Here is an 18721-nt window from a genome sequence, read left to right on the forward strand (position 1 = left end):
TTAGGCGCCCGCGGTCGCGATAGCTGGATTAGCGCGCATGATGCGCGCGACGACGCCCTCGGCGAGCACAGCGTGTGTGGGCGAAACCAGCGCCGACGACGCCACGAAGGTCAACGAAGGGGTCATGATCTCGTTGCTTTCAACTGGTTTGAAGGCAGGAATGAACTCGAGGGTCATCTACGACCTTTCACGAAGTGTGTTTGCTGAATTACGCTCGCCCCAAGAGTACCGCTTCGCGCCTGCCGAACGCCCGACAGGCAGTGTTGTGCGCCGCTAACCAAACGCCAGCATCCACAACCGTTGCGCTTTAGACTTGACTGCGCGTAAGCGTTGCGTCACACAACTCTAAGGACTCGGTTTCGTGAAAATTGCGGTAGTTGCTCTCGGCAAAATTGGTCTCCCTTTGGCCGTTCAATTCGCCTCAAAGGGCCACGAAGTCGTCGGCGTAGATATCAACGCTGCGTTCGTCGATCTCATCAACAAGGGCGTCGAGCCCTTCCCCGGCGAAGCCCACTTGCAAGAGCACCTCAGCGAGCTTGTGCCCGCTGGCAAGCTGCGCGCAACCACCGACTATGCCGACGCGATCCCCAGCGCCGATGCCGTTGTACTTGTCGTTCCGCTCTTCGTCGACAACGACGCCAACCCTGACTTTGGCTGGATGGATGTCGCGACCCGCTCACTCGGCGAGCACCTCACCCCCGGCACCCTCGTCTCCTACGAGACCACGCTGCCCGTCGGCACCACCCGCACCCGCTGGAAGCCGCTGCTAGAAGAAGTGTCTGGCCTCACGGAGGGCACTGACTTCCACCTCGTGTTCTCGCCCGAACGCGTTCTGACGGGTCGCGTTTTCGAAGACCTACGCAAATACCCGAAGCTCATCGGCGGGCTCTCTGCCGAGGGCGCCGCTCGCGCCACAGACTTCTACAACGCCGTTCTTGATTTCGACGAGCGCCCCGACCTCACGCGCCCCAACGGTGTCTGGGATCTCGGCTCTGCCGAAGCATCCGAGTTGGCCAAGCTGGCCGAAACCACCTACCGCGACGTCAACATCGGGCTCGCCAATCAATTCGCTCGCTTCGCCGACAAAACCGGCATCGACATTTACCAGGTAATCGAGGCGACGAACTCGCAGCCGTTCAGCCACATTCACCAGCCGGGCATCGCTGTCGGCGGCCATTGCATCCCGGTTTACCCTCGTCTCTACCTCTGGAATGACCCTGACGCCACCGTCGTGCGGGCAGCTCGTGAAGCAAACGCGGGTATGCCCGACTATGCGGTCGGGATGCTCGAGGGCGCCCACGGAGACCTCACCGGTCAGCGCGTAGCTGTGCTCGGAGCCGCATACCGTGGAGGAGTGAAAGAGACTGCCTTCTCGGGCGTATTCCCCACTGTGGCCGCTCTCGAAGCTCGAGGCGCCATAGTCAGTGTGCATGACCCGCTCTACACCGACGATGAACTTGGTGCTCTCGGCTTTGCGCCGTTCCACTGGGGCGAGTCTGTCGACGCCGTCGTAGTGCAGGCCGACCATGCCGAGTACCGCGCTCTGACCGAGGAACAGCTGCCCGGCATCCGCACGTTCATTGATGGACGTCGGGTCAGTTCTGCCGCGCAGTGGCCTAACACCATCTATCGCGTTATCGGTTCGGCGTAGGCATCTCACGCCGTGCAGACTCGCACACGCACGTCAACGCTTCCGTACTAGCGTCCGACGGTTCGGGACCATGCTTCGACCGAAGTCAGGCTTGCAGCGTGTTCTCGGTATTGCTTTCGTAGCGATTTCCACTCCCGCGAGAGCTGCCGATTGAGCTTGAAACTCTCCACGAGTAGCGCCCGGAAGGTAGCGCGATCTCGCACGTACCAGGATGCCGCGCTGCCGTCTGCAGTATCGACCAGCACACTATCGAGCAGCGGAATGCGCCACCACGTTGCATCGCGCTTTCCCAGTTCGACGTGGGGTCGTGTGTGGAGGTCTTCGGGCGTCTTTTGGAACCAATGGCGCACGAGGGCCTTTGCCGTAAACAGAGCGAGCCCGATGTTTCCGACCGGAGCCGCTGCGCTAGCAGGGTACGACTGCTTTCCGTCGCGGCTTCGCGGGCGTTTATCAGCCGAGTAGTGCTGCATTTCGGCGAAGTCAGCGGCCTGCGTGCGCAAGTTCTGCAGTGCCGTCGGCATGAGATCGTGCAGCTTCTCTGGCCCGGCCAGCACATCCTTGAACGCTTGATTGCGCAACGTGGCCGGGTAGTACTGAAACGAGATCAAGTGCTTGATATCAAGTTTTCGATACTCTCGGAGCAGGCCTGCCCCGGAGGAATCTGACGAGTGCAGGAGAGCAACAATGAGACGGTTGCGAGCATGGAAGTAAGCCTGCCAGTCAATAGTGTCGTCTTTATCGACCCATGACACGTGCCACAGTGCGGCGCCGGGCAAGGAAACGGTTGGGAAGCCTGCCGACTGTGCGCGGAGACCATATTCAGCATCGTCCCACTTGATAAAGACAGGCAGCGAAAGCCCGATTTCCCGAATGATCTGGCTAGGGATGAGGCACATCCACCATCCGTTGAAATCGCCGTCTTGCCTTTGGTGCAGCCACGGAGTGTCTCGAAGACTACTCTGGGCGAAATCGTGTCGTTCGTGGTTACGATCAGCCGGCCCCCACATGAATGTTCCTCGGTCGACCACTTCGGCGAACGCATGCAACACGGAGCGCTTGCCCAGATCGAGCATGTGCCCGCCAACGATCGTGGGGCTCACGCAGTAGCGGGCAAACCATACGGCACGTAATATGCTTTCGGGTTCGAGCTCGACATCATCGTCGAGCAACATGACGAAGGCGGAATCTTCGCGGTCGAGAGTCTCGATCATTCCTCGGGCGAAGCCACCCGAACCGCCCAAATTGGGCTGGTGCACTACCTTCAATTGCTCCCCAAGCGCTGCGGCGACGTCATCGTAGCCGGCCTGCTCCACAACTCTTTGGGTGCCCTGATCCACGATGAAGATCTTGTCGATTGCTGGGAGTACACCGCTGCTCGATGCCAGTGACTTGAGCGTCTCGACGCAGTAGTCGGGCTTGTTGAACGTGGTAATACCGAGTGAGACTTTACCTTCTGTGACGGGGGCGTCGGTCACAGACCATACGAGATCTGACAGAAGAACGTCACTATCGGCGACGATGTCGATCCAGTACCAGCCTCCGTTAACGAACGGTGCAAGCGACAACTCGAAGCTGTAGCTGCTCTCATCGCGAAGCGAGCGTGTCTCGACCACGCGCGCCTCACCGCTATCGTCCGACCGCATCATCTTCACGGTGCCATTGCCAGAAGCAGACAATCGAGCGGTCACTGATTGAACGGTGGTCCAGTGTTGCCAATACCCTGCCGGGAAACCATTGAAATAAGTCGCCAAAGATACGGTGTGCCCTGCACGCACTCGCACGGAGTGGCGCCCGACCAACTCGACCGAGTTTGACTCTGGAGCATCCACATAAAGGGGCAGCAGCTCCTCGACATTCTGTTGGGGAAAGACAGCACGTTGGATGACCGTAGCGAGAGTTGAAGGAAGAATCATTGTGCCCCCTAGTTTGCCTTCTTTTGGCTGAGTTCGATGCGCGAATGGTTGATGCTTGGCTTAAGCACCCGGCAAACGCAGAGTTCATAGCGGTGCGAAAACTGCGAATATCTCGACGTTCGCGTCGCAGGCGAAGACCCCTCGCCCATTTGGCAGTTTGCACATCGTCAGACGAAGCCCGAGAAGCGACTCGCTGAACGCTTGCTACGAACTCCCGAAAACCACCACCGATTGCTTCGGCGAATACCCCCGTAACTCGAAACCTGTGATGCTCCTCCGTAAGACCCTAGGATTCTTCACGCAGGCGCGCGCTGACGTAACATTGCGAGATGAACTCTGAGAAGACTTACGGCATCAACGAAGTGGGAAACTCAGTTGTCGCACACGATATTCATGAAATTCTCGCCTCCGCCCTGCCCTGGAATTCGCTCTTCGGCAAGACAGTTCTTGTCTCTGGTGCGAGCGGGATGATTCCCTCCTATGTTGTTTACGTATTGCTCGCTTTGAACGATACCCAGAACGCTGGCATCAACGTTCGAGGTTTGGTTCGCAACGGCGCCAAAGCTCGTGCAATTCTCGGCGATGTCGTGGACCGTCCCGACTTTGCTCTAATCGAACAGGATGTAGCAACGGCATTCGTTCTCGACGAACCGGTCGATCTCATCGTTCACGGTGCATCGCCAGCCCGCCCAGCGCTGCATTCGAATAGCCCCGTTGACACGATTCGCGCAAACGTCCAAGGGGCCTTCAACTTGCTGGACGCCTGTGTGGCTTCAGACGGCGCTCATTTTGTGCTGATGTCCTCGGCAGAGGTCTACGGACAGCGGCCTGACGACGCCAATCTCGTTTCGGAAGACTCTTACGGCGCCGTCGATATTTTGAACCCTCGGGCTTGCTACACAGAAGGCAAGCGTGCAGCCGAAACCATCGCAGTGAGCTATCACGCGCAGCACAAGGTTCCTATTACCATTGCCCGCTTCGGACACATCTTCGGACCTGGTATGGCTTTGGATGACGGGCGAGTCCAGGCTGACTTCGCCGCTGATGTGATCGCTCACCGGGACATCACGCTGAACAGCGATGGCAGCGCTCGCCGCACCTACACTTACTTAGCGGATGCTGTAGCGGGGATGTTCAGCGCTCTCCTACTGGGAGAAAACACTGCTTACAACATCTCCGATCGCGATGGCTTCATCAGCATCCGCGACCTCGCGCATGCCTTCACCGCTGCACGCCCGCATCATGAATTACAGGTTCGATATAGCGAGCAAGTCGACATTTCGAAGTACAACCCTATTCAGGGGCAGGGCCTCGATGATTCTCGACTCCGCGCCCTAGGGTGGACTCCGCACGTGGGACTCTCGGCTGGACTGGATCGCACCATCGCCTGGCACGAAGAAAGGGCGGCACGTTAATGCTCGGCTCAGCAAACGCAGTTGATGAAGCTCCCGTTCCGGATCCGACCCACGTGTTAGCGGTCACTAACGTGGAGTGGGCGCGAGCCGAAATGACAATTCAGGTTCTACTCTCTCCCCTCGGTGATTCCGCAGTGCCGCACACCGAGCCAGTAATCACGTTCCAACTCGTCGACAGCCTGCGTACGTTACCCGTACCTGCCGTCTCAGTTGGCAACGGAGCCTACGCCTTGCACCTCAACATCACGGCTTTCGGTGGACGCGACACGATTCCTGACGGAACTTGGCGCGTCTACGCTCTTCTCGATGGCGAACGCGGCCCCATCGCTTCGTTCGACGGTGCACGGCTGAGCGAACTTGATGCCGCATCGCGGGTGTTCCTCTTTGACGCGAATCGCTCTTCACTCACCGTTTCCTACGGCATTGCCGACAGCGGTAGCGGGCTCGATTTCCTCATGCGAGTTTTCAAATTTTCACGAACGCCCCTGCGAACTTCGCACCCGTTATCCCCCAAACGGTTGCGCGAACGTGTTCTCGGCAAGACCGCAAAGTTCCACTACGCTCGCTGGATCTATAGTTTCCTCACTCGTTTCGTAGGACAAAAGCCTGGACGAGTACTTTTTGCATCCGATCAGCGAGGCGGTATGGAGGGCAACCTTCTCCGGGTTCATGACCGAATGGTCGAGAAAGGTCTGGACAAGAAGTTCGATTTCCGCAGATCGTTCCGTCTCCCCCAAACCACACGTTGGCCCACGACGATTCACATCCTGTACCTGATCGCTACCAGCGAGATCGTGCTCCTCGACGATTACTTCGCTATGTTGCGAGGGCTCAAGATCGACCCGCGCAAGCGAATCATTCAGCTCTGGCATGCGGGTAGCGGGTTCAAGTCTGTGGGATACAGCCGCTTTGGAATGTCAGGATCCCCCAATCTGTGGGATGCACATCGCCAATACACCTTCGCAATCACGGGGTCGCGACACCTCGTGCCGGTGTACGCCGAAGTATTCGGAATCGAGGAAAGTGCCGTCATCCCGACTGGTCTGCCCAGGGTAGACGGCTTCCTCGACGAAGAGCGCACTGGCAAGTTTGTGGAAAGTTTCTACGCCGAGCGCCCTGAGTTGAGGAACAAACGGATTGTTCTTTTCGCCCCCACCTACCGTGGCCGGAGTATTAATAGTGCGTTCTACGACTACGACCTCATCGATTTTGATGCACTGTACAAGGCGTGTGGCCCCGATACAGTCGTGCTATTCCGCATGCATCACTTTGTGAAGGGTGAAGTTCCCATTCCTGCGCAGTACAAGGATCGCTTCTTCGACTTCACTCGTTTCAAAGACGGACTCAGCCTGCTACATGTAACAGATCTACTGATCACGGATTACTCATCAATAATTTATGAGTTCTCCTTACTCGACCGCCCTATGTTGTTCTTCGCTCCCGACGAGGTCAACTATTCGGCTGTTCATGGATTCCACCGTGACTATTACGAGACAGCCCCTGGCCGGGTATGCACGACATTCGGTGCTCTCATCGATGCGATCACTTCGGATGACTATGAGCAGTCGAAGGTCACACGCTTTCGAGAGCAGAACTTTGACAGAATCGACACTGGGGCAGCTGATCGCGTAATCGACTGGCTAATTCTGAACGATCCACGCACCACACCATTCAAAAACTCAGATCCGGCAAGCGAACTCCATGCATTGAGTTCAGCCACACTTACATCTCAGTCGCAGCAGAAGGACGAAGAACTTTGAATATTGCAGTGATCTTTGCGGGCGGTATCGGCTCGCGCATGACATCAGCATCTCTCCCGAAACAGTTTCTCGAAATTCACGGCAAACCCCTGATCGTGCACACGATCATGCACTTCCAGGACCATCCCGAGATCGATCGCATTGCCGTGTCGATCCTGCCCGAATGGCGTGATCGCTTCGCACAGTTGGTCTCCCGCCACGGACTCACCAAAGTGAACTGGATTGTCGAAGGCGGCCCGACCGGCCAAGAGTCACGCCACAAGGCATTGCGCGCCATCGCGAACGACGCCACCGACGACGCCGTCGTACTTCTCCACGACGGTGTGCGCCCCCTCATCAACGCCGAGCTCATCAGCGACAACATTCGCACCGTGCGTGAACGTGGCGCCGCGATCACCTGCACCAAGGTGAACGAGACTGTGATCTCTTCCGAAGGGGAAACGATCGAAGAAGTGCTCCCTCGGGACTTCCTCTACCTCGCCCAGGCCCCGCAGAGTCTGCGTCTGGACGCCGCAATGGAGATCTACGACCGCGCCCTCGCCGAAGGCGAGAACGACTCCATTGACACCGCCAGCCTTCTGCGCCGCTACGGACACACGCTCTACCGCGTCAACGGGCCACGCTCGAATATCAAGATCACAACTGCGGAGGATTACTACCTCTGCCGCACCTTGTTTGACCTCCTCGAGCGCGACCAAATCGGACGGTAGCCAACCTGCACAGCACCCGCGCACTGCCGATCTCCTTTCGAGCCGAATACCGTAGGCTGGCACCTACTCGACAAGGCGACACGACACAAAAGCTAGGGAATCACAGAGTTGAAAATCGGAATAATCGGAATTAATCGGTACGCAAAGTATCTGAACTTCGCGTGTAACGCGCACGTATTCGCGTTTCAGAAGTTTCTTTCCGAGAATGGCCACGACTCTACGATCCTCGACTACCAACCTGCTTACTTCAACAACTTCAACCTCCGGCATCCCGCCGATTACGCCGAGCAAAAACACCGCGAGGCGCTTTTGCGAAAGCCTAAAACACGCCAGGAGGCCGCAGCCAGGCACAAGGCAATCGCGAAGTGGTCTGAGCTAGAAGAGAGCTACCGCAGCATTTACGCCGAGCGCGAGCAACGGTATGACAAATTTGAAGACTTCATCGCCAAGAACCTTGTATTCACTGAGAAAGTTTACGACTCCGATTTGCTTGAGATCGAAGACCCGGGCTTCGACGCCTACATCTGCGTCACCGACGTCATTTGGCAAGCATTTCCTCGTATTGGGTTCGACCGCGGTTTCCTTTTGGGCAGCAAGGCTTTCGAGGGGAAGCCGAAGATCTCTTACGCCGCCAGCAGAGGCGCATCACCCGATTTCGACAAGGCTCACAAGAAGAAGTTCTTTAGCTACCTTCGCGACATCGACTCGATCAGCGTACGTGAACAGGACTTCAGCGAGTACATCGAGCAGGAGTCTGACCTCTCCGCCCCCCTCGTGCTCGACCCCGTGATGTTGCACGACAAGAAGTTCTGGCAGGAAGTCTCTGTGAAGCCTCCAGAAGAGCGCTACTTAGTTCTCTACTACGTGATGGAACGTGCAACAGACACAGTCGACAAGGCCGTTGAATATGCCAAACTGCACGACCTCACGATCGTAGAGCTGTCGGACCGGCCGAGCAACGAGGGCAGGGTAATTGACCCCGATGTAAAGCACATTGCGCGCTACAGCGTTGGAATCGACGAGTGGCTCGGCTATATCGAGCACGCTGAAGCTGTATTCACGAACTCATTCCACGGCTGCTGCTTCGCAGTGTTGTACGAGAAGACCTTCTTCGTTGGCAACCGCAATGGTCAGAAAGTGCCCAACTTCTTGGCAACTTTCAATTTGAGCGATCGCCGCTTTTCACCCGATGACGACGTCAATAAGTTTTCTCAAGAAATCGACTACATTGCTGTCAACAAGATCCTGGACGAGAAGCGCAAGCACTCCAGCGATTTCATTCTGAATGCGCTTGATGACGCAAATAAAAAAGCTGCATCGACCCCTGTCATCGATCACTCCTCCTATGACGAGGCTCGCCATCGGCTCAAGTACCCCGTCCGCTTCCACAGCGGGCGATACGCAAATAACTTGATTAAACTCCCCCGCCAGGCCGCTAAGCGCGGACTAGCTACCGACCGCCTCGCCAACGGAGCACTCGAATACACACGTAAAGGCACCCGTTACGTGAACGACGGCTCGACCGCCGTGGAGAGCAACCGTTTCCGCTCGTCACGCTACGCCTTTGATGGATGGACGATGCGCTTCCGTGTGGACAACCGCTGGTTCTGGTATCTAAACGATGGTTCGATCGTCGCTAGCGATGCGGAAGGCTCCGGGTTGGAAGCGCGAAAAGCTGTACTCGCGGACAATGCCAAGATTCCGCATCTCCCTGTGAACCGCATCGCGGTCGTAGTGATGACCGCACGCTGGAGCAAGCTTGACAGTGAGTTGGATACCAGAAACAAGCTCGTTCGCCGGGCAGCGACGCTTGCACGGCGAGCAATCGTGAAGGCACAACGGGTGGCATCGGCATCACGCTGATTGTGTGACAGATCGGCACCGGTACAGCACCGTCGCCGACGAGACCCCGAGCAGCCTGGGCCGAACGTGCCTCTGCACCAGAGACAGAACTCCCCCTGCGGATACCGCGCCCAAGGTTTGCGAGAGAACGCTGGGACTCCTTGGTTTTGATAGTCTCAAGGCGTTGCCGAATCCGGCGACCAAGAAGTGGAAAGAGGCCGGAGATTGAGTCAACAGAGCGCGAAGCCGATTGATTCGCCCCCGTCGATACTGCGACGTGCGTATAGAAAAGGGAGACGCATCCTCGGAAAGCTATACCGCAAAGTTCGACGGGTGAACCCCGCTAGCGAACCGGCACCCGCGATGAAAATCCTGCTCTTGACGAATCGTGATTCGGACAACACCGGAGACCAGATCATCGAGGCCACGGTGATAAGTCTGATCAAGGCGGGGATGAAGAACCTCGGAGTCCCCGAAACCGGCTACAAAATCATGACGCGAGCGGCCGGCATCATCAGCAAGAAGTACATGCAAACAGGAGACCCTGAACTGCTCAAGGGCGCCCGCAAGGCGATTTCGCAAGCTGATGTGGTTATTTTCGGCGGCGCACCGCTGTTCAACTATGCCTATCAAAACTTCTACCTGCGCACGATCAAGACCATCGAAATCGCCCAAGAGTTTGACGTTCCCGTGCTTTTTTCAAGCATCGGCATTGAACCCTTCGACGAAACTAACCCGAAATCTTTGCATTTGAAGGGTGCACTCGCTCAGCCCTGTGTTCGGCAGATCACGACCCGGGACGACTTCGAGTCGCTCCAACGGTACGTGGAAGGCACAAACGTGCGGATCGCACACGTTTCTGACCCAGCAGTGTTCTCCGATGCTGTCTTCGATCAGACCCGCTCGGCGATCACTGCCACAGAGGGGGCAGCCAAAAAGCGGATTGGACTTGTCGTGACGCGTTCACGGCTGTTCAAGGACAACCGCATCGAATTCAACGAAGCGGATCAGCGCAAGTTCTGGCTCGACGTTATCGCGTTAGTCACCGCACGCGGCTATGACTACAAGCTATTCACGACCGGACACTTTTCTGATGAGGTATTCCTCGACTCGATGGTCCGCGACGAGAATATCCCGATCAGCAAAGTCGCTTTTAACGTCAACTCGCCTGAAGAGCTCATCAACGAGCTCAGCGCAAGCGATGGCGTAATCGCATTCCGACTGCACGCAAGCATCACCGCTTTTGCCTACTCGGTACCCTCGATCGGGCTTTCTTGGAACTTCAAAGTTCCTGACTTCTACAAGTCAGTCAACTATGAAGAGCGAGCGCTCAGCCACGAACACTGGAACGCTGACGAAGTGCTTTCTGCGCTTGAGAAAGCGATGGACGAAGGTGTCACTAAGGATGAACAGTTCCTAGTGAGCGTCTATGAGACTCTCTTCACCGGGCTGAAAGAGACCTTTGCCCCCAGCACAAGTCGCGTCTCCTACTCTTACGCGGAGTTAAAGCAGAAACTTCCTCGCTACGAAGGCACCACCATGGCTGACTACCGAGGTAAAGTCCAACGAAAGCTCCGCCGTACCTACGAGCAGTACCAGAAACATTCCACTTTCCACTTCGACAAAATGGCCGTTGCCGAAAAAGAGAAGGCTTAGACACAGTCCGTCGCTACCCTACTGGCCCGCGTCGCTGAGGGTAGCGACTCGGGCCAGCGGGGAGACACGCCTGCAGCGAACCGACAGGGCGCTGAGCCTCGAATCCCTTTATGTGCGCAGATAAGTGCAGTGATCCCCGGAGAGGGTCGTGCACTCAGAGCACGTTGGGTAGACCACTACTGAGATTCTTTCATCTGACTGCTAGGGTTCGAGAGTGGTTCACCTTAGCGAAGCAACTCGGCGTCCGTTTGGCTCTCAGATTCGGATCGAGGTCGAGGTCAAGGTCGAGGGGGAACCTGCCGAGATTTTATGGTTTCAGCTGGAAAAGTCGCCCTCGCCGGAGGCAATTGCCGACGCCCTATTCCCTATCGGCCTAATGATCGCCATGGTGACCGACGGTACACTCACCATGGCGTCTCCCGTCTCCGAGCGCCTATCGGGTCAATCGAACACGATTCAGGACATCCTGCTGACGTGGCACGCTACTAAGCTCAGCCCCGCTCGCCTCGAAGTACCCAGCCGCATGAGTGCATCAGATTCCCACGCGCCTGGAACCGCTGCCTGTTTCACGGGGGGGGGGGGGCGTGGATTCTCTCTTCACTTTGCTCAAACACCAGGACGAGATCACGAGTCTCGTGTACGTCCACGGGTTTGATATCCCTCTGCATCGGAGTGATGCCTACGAACAAACCGTGGTCCATTTGAGGACTGTCGCGAAAGACACTGGCAAACAGCTCATTGAGATGTCGACCAACCTCAAGTCATTCGTCAGCAAGGTGCGATGGGGACCTAACGCCCATGGACCAGCCCTCGCGAGCATCGCGATGCTCCTTTCAGGTGATCATGGCAGATTCATAATTCCCGCGACGCACACCTACTCCGATCTGTTCCCTTGGGGTTCCCATCCGCTCGTGGACCCCCTGTGGTCCACCGAATTTGTGGCGGTTGTGCACGACGGTGCTGAAGCCTCTCGAGTGCAGAAGACTGTGACGCTCGGGCACAACGAGCTCGCGCAACAACACCTGCGCGTGTGTTGGAAAAACACCGGAGCGTACAACTGCGGTGTGTGCGAGAAGTGCTATCGAACGAAAATATGTTTATCGCTGGCCGGCACGCTCGACCAGTTTCAGACTTTCGAGGACCCCACCGTGGATGCTGAGGTCCTTCGAAATCTCGTTATTCACAATGCGAATGCTCTCTCGTTCTCGATCGAAAATCGAGATTTTGCCCGGGACGTTGGCGACGAGTCCTTCGCCGAAGCGCTGGACGCGGCGATCGATAAATACTGGCGACGCGAACCGAGAACACGACAGTTGACGCAGTCAAACCGAGCACTAAAGAAAGAGAACCGCCTACTAGCTAAGCGCAACGTTCGGCTAGTCGATGAAATCAGCACTTTGCGCTCGCGAAGGTCGATGCGACTCGCGGATTCGGCAGGCAGGATACTCGCCCGCGGTCGTCGATTACTCTCCCGACAGCGCTAGCACCGCGCGTCGAAGACGCCTGGCATCGATATCTCCCGTTAGGAGAGAACCGCGCGCAGCTTGTTCTCGAACATGCTCAGCGCCGACGCAATCGCCATGTGCATATCGAGGTATTGGTACGTGCCCAAGCGGCCGCCGAAGAACACTCCGGCCTCGGCATCCGCGTGCTTGCGGTACTCCAAGAGGCGATCGCGATCCTCTGCCGTGTTCACCGGGTAGTACGGCTCATCTTCGCGTTCGGCAAACCGCGAGAACTCCCGCATGATGACAGTCTTCTCTGACTGGTAGTTGCGCTCGGGGTGAAAATGACGGAACTCGTGGATGCGCGTGAACGGCACATCGGCATCCGCATAGTTCATGACAGGCGTGCCCTGGAAGTCTCCGACCTCGAGCACCTCCTGCTCGAAGTCGAGCGTGCGCCACGACAGCTCGCCCTCGGCAAAGTCGAAGTAACGATCGATCGGGCCCGTGTACACAACCGGCACCTGGCCGACCATCGACTTCTTGTTGACGGGCTGAGTCTCGTCAAAGAAATCGGTATCGAGACGAACCTCGATGTTGGGGTGATCAGCCATCCGTTCAATCCACGCGGTGTAGCCGTCGACGGGCAAACCTTCGTAGGTGTCGTTGAAGTAGTGATTGTCGTAGCTGTAACGGACAGGAAGTCGGCTAATTACCTCGGCGGGCAAATCGGTCGGAGCCGTCTGCCACTGCTTCGCGGTGTAGTCGCGAATGAATGCCTCGTAAAGCGGGCGACCAATGAGCGAGATCGCTTTCTCTTCCAAGTTTTGCGGCTCAGCATCGCCCAGCTCAGACGCTTGCTCTGCCACGAGCGCGCGAGCAGCATCCGGCCCGAAAGCGGCGCGGAAGAACTGATTGATCGTGCCCAAGTTGATGGGAAGAGGAAAAACCTCACCGCCGTGGTTGGTGTACACACGGTGCTGGTAATCGGTGAACTCGGTGAACTTCGTCACGTAATCCCACACGTGCTTATTAGAGGTGTGAAAGAGATGCGCCCCGTAGCGGTGCACCTCAATGCCCGTCTCCGGCTCGACCTCGCTGTACGCGTTACCACCTATGTGTGAGCGGCGATCGATGACGAGCACCTTGAGGCCTAACTCATTAGCGGCACGCTCAGCGATGGTAAGGCCGAAGAAACCGGAACCAACAACGAGCAAATCAGGAGTCACAATACAACCTTTATGAGTGGAAACCGCGGGCGATAAACCGACGGTAAGCGATGCGACGAATCGCGACAGGCACCAGACGGTAGCCTCCGCGCACAATCACGTTACGAACATTCTGCAATGGAGTGGTGAACCCCAGCTTTCTAAACTCTCTTTGCAAACGCAACTCTGCCTTCAACTGACCGAGCCCGCCCCGCCGCGTGTAGGCACCCGCGCTCACTCGATACATCAGCAGCGCCTCCTGCAAGTTTTGAACCCGCGCACCAGCCTCGATCATGCGAGCAAAAAGCCAATAGTCCTCCATCAGACCCACGTCGATATAGCCGCCGGCGGCCTTCACTGCAGACCGGCGGTACATCACTGTCGGATGGTTAAAGGGATCGTGAAATCGCGAGTACCGAGCGATTTCTTCGTGCCCCTGAGGAGGAACGCGCTTGCCAATGACCGAGCCGTCGTCGTCGGCGAACTCGAACATGGCCGTTCCGACCAAATCCAGACCGTCCGCGATCGCGATGCGCTGCTTCTCAAAGCGGGTCGGCAACGAAACATCGTCGGCATCCATTCGCGCCACAACGTCGAAGGCACATTCGGCAAGCCCCTCTTCGAGCGCGCGTGCGAGCCCTCGGTTGCTCTCTAACACCACCAGTTTTGTGGGCAGCGGTGACGAAGCAATCAGCGTCGTCACCATTGTGCTCAGCTCGCGCGAGATGGGGCCATCCTGAACAATTACTACCTCTGCAGGCGGCAGAGTCTGCTCGTCGACACAACTACGAAATGCGCGTTCTAGGAATGCTGGCCTGTCACCCGAGTAGACCGGCAAAAGCAACGAGAAGTCGTTTTCATTTTCAAGCACGCCCACCCCGTGCTCCCTCAACGTGCGCGACGGCACTTGCCACCACCGGAAGATCAGCGAAATACGCACTATTCGACACGGGGCGCGTACGCGTGCCTTCGACCAGACCACGACGCAGGCCCGACCACAGAACCGGACGCTGCTGAGAGCGTCGAATCGTGCGGACCCAGCGCCGGATGCTCGATGCCCCGTACATCGCCTTTTCCCAAGTCTTGAGGCCGCGGGAATATCGCATCAGCCACACCTTGTTGCGCACTTCGAAAAAGAATCTTTCTCCGGGGTCAAGGTCTGTAGAGCCGAGAAGTTTGGTCTTGTGTACGACGACGCTCGCTGGCACGAAAATGCCCCGGCTACTGCGCAGGATTCGCGTAGAGAATTCAAAATCATCGTTCCAGATGAAATAGTCGGCAATAGGAAGGCCCCGCTGTCGTACCGCTTCAGCCGACACAAACATCGACACGAACGAAGAGCTCCGAACGGCGAGAGTTTTAGCCGAATCCGCCGCCGAGCGCTCGTTCTTGCTGACGAAGGGCTTTTCCCGCGGAGTATTCATGGGGTGGTCGCGGCCATCAGTCCAAATCACTCGCGACCCGGCGATCGTAACCTCGGGCTGCGCCTCGACTGCAGCCACCAGTTCAGCCGCAGCAGATGGAGTGGGAATGGTGTCGTCATCCATTAACCAGAGCCACGTGGGATCGTGTGCTTCGAGTGCTTGCGCCATGCCCGCAGCGAAACCACCTGCACCGCCCGTGTTGCGCTCGAGAGTGATGAGGTCGATTGCGGGAAAATTCGCGCGCACGGCGTCGCCGGATCCATCATCAGAGGCATTGTCGACGACCACGATGGCGTCTAGCGAACGTGACTGCGCCTTCAGCGCAGCCAAGGCTTCCATGAGCAGTTCGCGCCGGTTGTAGGCCACCACCACCGCGACTACGCGGGAAATTTGCGGCATTTTCGGTATCTCGATCTCACTGTCGCGGAGGGAAGGGCAATACTCACCCTAGACGAGGAGAGCACTGTGAACACTTTACAGGGCGCAGCTAACTCCTATAGATAGGATTACCCCGTGCAGAGCGTCAAATCACCGCCCAGGGGGCTTCAGTGACCTGGTGGGAGACTATCCCCGCGTTCCTCGTCGTACTCACGATTGGAATCGCCCCGGGACTGCTGCTGTCGGCGGTGCTGGGACTACGCGGGCTCGCACTGCTTGGCTCTGCGCCAGCCTTCTCAGTAACCACGTTGACGCTGGCATCGATCGCTTCACCCTTGTTTGGCGCGTCTTGGGGCCTCGCTCCCATCGGGGTAACCACCATAGCCCTACTCATAGTCATTGTGGTCTTTCGGATGCTGTGGCACCGGCTGCGGCCACGGCCGGCGTTCGCTCACCCTCCGGCTCGGCTTCTCACTTGGGCTGCACTGGGCGTCGGAATCGCCGCCATAGCGATCACGATCAGATTCGTCGTGGCGTTTGGTGAGCCCGAGAACATCTCGCAGACTTACGACAACATTTTCCACCTCAACGCGGTGCGGTACGTTCTCGATAGTGGCAACGCGTCATCTCTTACGGTCGGCGGACTCAACATTGACAGCCCCGCAGATGGCTCTTTTTACCCGGCTGGCTGGCATGCCCTTACTGCTGCGATTGCCGCCATCACCGGAATATCTATCCCAGTCGCCATCAACCTTGTTTCGATCCTCATCGGCGCTGTGTACTGGCCCCTCGGCTGCGTTTTCCTCGCACGTGCAATTCTCGGACCGCGCGCGATCACCGCAGTGGGAGCGGGGGTGCTTTCGGCGGCGTTCGGGGCGTTCCCCTACGGCCTTATCGACTTTGGAGTGCTGTACCCATACCTACTTGGAGTAAGCCTGCTACCGGCTGCATTGGCTTTTGCGGTCACCGCAACCGGTTTGAGCGACCAACCTGAAATGCGCCCCTCGAGGGCGTGGTTCGCCCTCGTAGGCGTCATCCCTGGGATCACTCTCGCTCATCCCAGCGCAACGATGGCATTCGTTGCACTCTCGAGCATTCTTGTTGTCCTTGGCGCCTATCGTGCTTACAACCGTCTTGTCGCCGCGAGCGCCTCCCCCCGCAGGATTAGGCTCCTCATTTTCGCTGCAGCGCTCGTGCTCACCGCCTTCGTCGCCGCTTGGCTGGTCGTCCGTGTCAGCGTTGTCTGGGAACCCACGAGCACAGCGGCTCAAGCCCTCGGGGAAGTTCTCACCAACTCAACCAACGGCTTGCCCATAGCGATAGTGACCACGGCTCTCGTTGTTATCGGCGCACTCCAGGTTCGCCGGCAACCGCTGCTGCGATGGTTGCTTATCAACTTCAGCATTATCGGAACCCTCTACATCGCTGCGGCGGCAATGCCACACTCGCTACTGCAGTCGCTACTCGTTGGCACGTGGTACGGCGACAGTCACCGGCTAGGATCACTGCTGCCGCTCGTGGCGCTTCCCTTGGCCACCCTTGGGCTCGTGCGAGTTTACGACGCCATCCGCACGCGTGCCTCCACGCACGTTGACGCTGCGGCCTACGTTTCTTCTTCGCAGCGCTCACTCGCAATAACCGCAGTAGCGCTCGTGCTCCTCGCCACTCAGGGATATTCGCTCCATGTCGCCACGCTCGAGGCCCGGAGCAACTATGTAATCCCCCTCGATGCCGCCAAGGAAGCACCCCTGCTCTCCGTCGACGAACTCGACGTTCTCGAGCACGTCGCTCAGTACGTTCCAGAAGGCGCCGTCGTCGCCGGAAACCCGTGGACCGGAGCAGGGCTCGTCTACGCCATCGCTGACCGCGAGGCAATGCTTCCGCACGTCAGCGGCTTCGATAGCGCGGAGTCTGCGCTTGTTGGCGAACACCTGCGCGACGCAGCTAGCTACAATAACCTTTGTGACGCACTTGCGACCCTCGAAGTGGGGTATGCCTTAGATTTCGGCACTCGCGAAGTTCACGGCGAAGTGCACAATTTCGAAGGACTAACCCAACTTGCGACCTCGCAAGCAGTGGAACCCCTGTATACGAGCGGCGATGTAGGGCTGTACAAGATCACCGCGTGCGATTAACAGATAAAGGAAATATATGGCGACGACCACATTGCGAGTCGTCCTCGACGACATCGCTGCGCCTGCATCCCGCAACCTGCGCCGCTATTCAGAGGAACTTGTCAACCAACTCATTGTTGCGGCCCCGCCAAACTGCAAAGTCGCCGGCATCGTTTCAAACAACAGCAGTAGCAGCGAGCACATCGAAAAAACGTTTCCCGGCCTAGCTGAGCTCAGCACGCTGCGCCTAGGCCATGACTCCCTCGTTCGCGCGTGGCAGCACGGGGTCACGAGCATCCCGGCAACTCGCATGTCGGGAAAGGGGCTGGTGCATTCCCCCAGCTTGTTCGCCCCGCTTGCGCGCCACGATCGCATCTACGATGTCGGCACTCAGACGATCGTCACTATCCACGATTTGCTCGCTTGGACCAGCCCAGAATCGCTCAGCAGCCGCCAAGTGGCGTGGAACAAAGCGATGGCCAAACGCGCATATAAATATGCCGATGCCGTGGTGGTCACTAGCCACTCCGTCGCCGCCGAGCTGAGCGAGATCATGGATTTCGGCGAGCGAATCCGTGTTATTTCCGGCGCTGCCACGGGGCATCTCACCCAGCCATTCAACGCTGCAGCCCGAGCCCATGCGCTCGAATTACCGGAACGCTACATTCTTACAACGGGCACGCTCGCGCCGCACACCGGCCTCGAAGCACTGATCCAGGCAATGGCTCACCCGGACGCTCCTGAGATCCCCCTGCTCATCTCTGGTCCACCGGCCTGGGGCGAGCGAGACGTTGCCGGCGTTATCGCGGCCGCCGGGCTTAGTCCTGATCGAGTGCGGCATCTCGGTGTGCTCGACGACGGAGACCTCGCGGTTGCTCTCAACAACGCCACTATGTTTGCGTACCCCAGTATCGCTGAAGGCTTCAGCCTGCCTGTGCTTGAAGCCTTCTCGCTCGGTACGCCTGTCGTTCACTCCGACACGCCCGCCGTCGTAGAGCTCAGCGCGGATGCCGGCTATGCCGTAGAGCGAAACTCTCCTGAGGGTTACCCCGAGCGTCTCGCACACTCCCTCGCGGAGGTTGCTAGCGACACCGAACTTGAACGCCACCTCAGCGTCCGTGGACTTGATCGCTCGCATCTGTTCACGTGGCAAGCCGCTGCCGAGAAAGTCTGGCAGTTGCACGCCGACCTCTGAGCTACAGCTT

At 57.8% G+C, this 18721-nt stretch carries 14 protein-coding genes; 9 read left to right on the top strand and 5 right to left on the bottom strand.

What is annotated here, in order from left to right:
- On the bottom strand, window positions 1–177 hold the full coding sequence (locus ACWTV3_RS04340; protein WP_498477006.1) for a hypothetical protein: 177 nt from the start codon (window positions 175–177) through the stop codon (window positions 1–3).
- A gap of 184 nt (window positions 178–361) precedes the next feature.
- Here ACWTV3_RS04340 and ACWTV3_RS04345 point away from each other — a divergent pair, with 184 nt between their 5' ends.
- The gene (locus ACWTV3_RS04345) at window positions 362–1651 is read left to right on the top strand and encodes a nucleotide sugar dehydrogenase (RefSeq protein WP_498477007.1); all 1290 of its coding nucleotides are present in this window, start codon (window positions 362–364) and stop codon (window positions 1649–1651) included.
- Window positions 1652–1698: 47 nt separating this feature from the next.
- On the opposite strand, the gene ACWTV3_RS04350 is transcribed toward ACWTV3_RS04345, so the two are convergent.
- The gene (locus ACWTV3_RS04350; protein WP_498477008.1) at window positions 1699–3564 is read right to left on the bottom strand and encodes a glycosyltransferase; all 1866 of its coding nucleotides are present in this window, start codon (window positions 3562–3564) and stop codon (window positions 1699–1701) included.
- Window positions 3565–3893: 329 nt separating this feature from the next.
- Here ACWTV3_RS04350 and ACWTV3_RS04355 point away from each other — a divergent pair, with 329 nt between their 5' ends.
- From ACWTV3_RS04355 to ACWTV3_RS04380, 6 genes are all read left to right on the top strand, one after another.
- Window positions 3894–4979, top strand: coding sequence for an NAD-dependent epimerase/dehydratase family protein (locus ACWTV3_RS04355; protein WP_498477010.1), 1086 nt, complete (start codon window positions 3894–3896; stop codon window positions 4977–4979).
- A complete protein-coding gene (locus ACWTV3_RS04360) occupies window positions 4979–6739 on the top strand; it encodes a CDP-glycerol glycerophosphotransferase family protein (protein WP_498477011.1) in 1761 nt (586 codons plus the stop codon). Before ACWTV3_RS04355 ends, ACWTV3_RS04360 begins: the two co-directional genes overlap by 1 nt.
- Entirely contained in the window at window positions 6736–7449 is a 714-nt protein-coding gene (locus tag ACWTV3_RS04365; protein ID WP_498477012.1) for an IspD/TarI family cytidylyltransferase, read from the top strand. Before ACWTV3_RS04360 ends, ACWTV3_RS04365 begins: the two co-directional genes overlap by 4 nt.
- 108 nt (window positions 7450–7557) lie before the next feature.
- Complete coding sequence (locus tag ACWTV3_RS04370) at window positions 7558–9312, top strand: polysaccharide pyruvyl transferase family protein (protein ID WP_498477013.1); 1755 nt, start codon at window positions 7558–7560, stop codon at window positions 9310–9312.
- A gap of 357 nt (window positions 9313–9669) precedes the next feature.
- Window positions 9670–10947, top strand: coding sequence for a polysaccharide pyruvyl transferase family protein (locus ACWTV3_RS04375; RefSeq protein WP_498477014.1), 1278 nt, complete (start codon window positions 9670–9672; stop codon window positions 10945–10947).
- A 584-nt stretch (window positions 10948–11531) separates the two neighbouring features.
- Entirely contained in the window at window positions 11532–12431 is a 900-nt protein-coding gene (locus tag ACWTV3_RS04380; RefSeq protein WP_498477015.1) for a hypothetical protein, read from the top strand.
- Between the two features lie 38 nt (window positions 12432–12469).
- Here the strand turns inward: ACWTV3_RS04380 and glf are convergent, their stop codons facing one another.
- Genes glf through ACWTV3_RS04395 form a run of 3 tightly spaced genes read right to left on the bottom strand, consistent with a single transcriptional unit; the run spans window position 12470 to window position 15423 of the window.
- On the bottom strand, window positions 12470–13621 hold the full coding sequence (gene glf, locus ACWTV3_RS04385; RefSeq protein WP_498477016.1) for a UDP-galactopyranose mutase: 1152 nt from the start codon (window positions 13619–13621) through the stop codon (window positions 12470–12472).
- A gap of 10 nt (window positions 13622–13631) precedes the next feature.
- Window positions 13632–14471, bottom strand: coding sequence for a glycosyltransferase (locus ACWTV3_RS04390; protein WP_498477017.1), 840 nt, complete (start codon window positions 14469–14471; stop codon window positions 13632–13634).
- Window positions 14464–15423 (bottom strand): glycosyltransferase, encoded by a 960-nt coding sequence (locus ACWTV3_RS04395; protein ID WP_498477018.1) that lies wholly within the window; start codon window positions 15421–15423, stop codon window positions 14464–14466. Before ACWTV3_RS04395 ends, ACWTV3_RS04390 begins: the two co-directional genes overlap by 8 nt.
- A 149-nt stretch (window positions 15424–15572) precedes the next feature.
- Between ACWTV3_RS04395 and ACWTV3_RS04400 the strand changes: the two genes are divergently transcribed.
- Window positions 15573–17537: a DUF6541 family protein gene (locus ACWTV3_RS04400; protein WP_498477019.1), complete on the top strand. Its 1965-nt coding sequence runs from the start codon at window positions 15573–15575 to the stop codon at window positions 17535–17537.
- Window positions 17538–17553: 16 nt separating this feature from the next.
- Window positions 17554–18711: a glycosyltransferase family 4 protein gene (locus tag ACWTV3_RS04405; protein WP_498477020.1), complete on the top strand. Its 1158-nt coding sequence runs from the start codon at window positions 17554–17556 to the stop codon at window positions 18709–18711.
- Window positions 18712–18721 lie beyond the last annotated feature (10 nt).

It is taken from the genome of Salinibacterium sp. AL4.1 (assembly GCF_059767305.1).

Coding starts and splice junctions, on each gene's coding strand:
- ACWTV3_RS04340 (WP_498477006.1), bottom strand. CDS start 177: ATGACCCTCGAGTTCATTCCTGCCTTCAAACCAGTTGAAAGCAACGAG.
- ACWTV3_RS04350 (WP_498477008.1), bottom strand. CDS start 3,564: ATGATTCTTCCTTCAACTCTCGCTACGGTCATCCAACGTGCTGTCTTT.
- ACWTV3_RS04355 (WP_498477010.1), top strand. CDS start 3,894: ATGAACTCTGAGAAGACTTACGGCATCAACGAAGTGGGAAACTCAGTT.
- ACWTV3_RS04360 (WP_498477011.1), top strand. CDS start 4,979: ATGCTCGGCTCAGCAAACGCAGTTGATGAAGCTCCCGTTCCGGATCCG.
- ACWTV3_RS04395 (WP_498477018.1), bottom strand. CDS start 15,423: ATGCCGCAAATTTCCCGCGTAGTCGCGGTGGTGGTGGCCTACAACCGG.
- ACWTV3_RS04405 (WP_498477020.1), top strand. CDS start 17,554: ATGGCGACGACCACATTGCGAGTCGTCCTCGACGACATCGCTGCGCCT.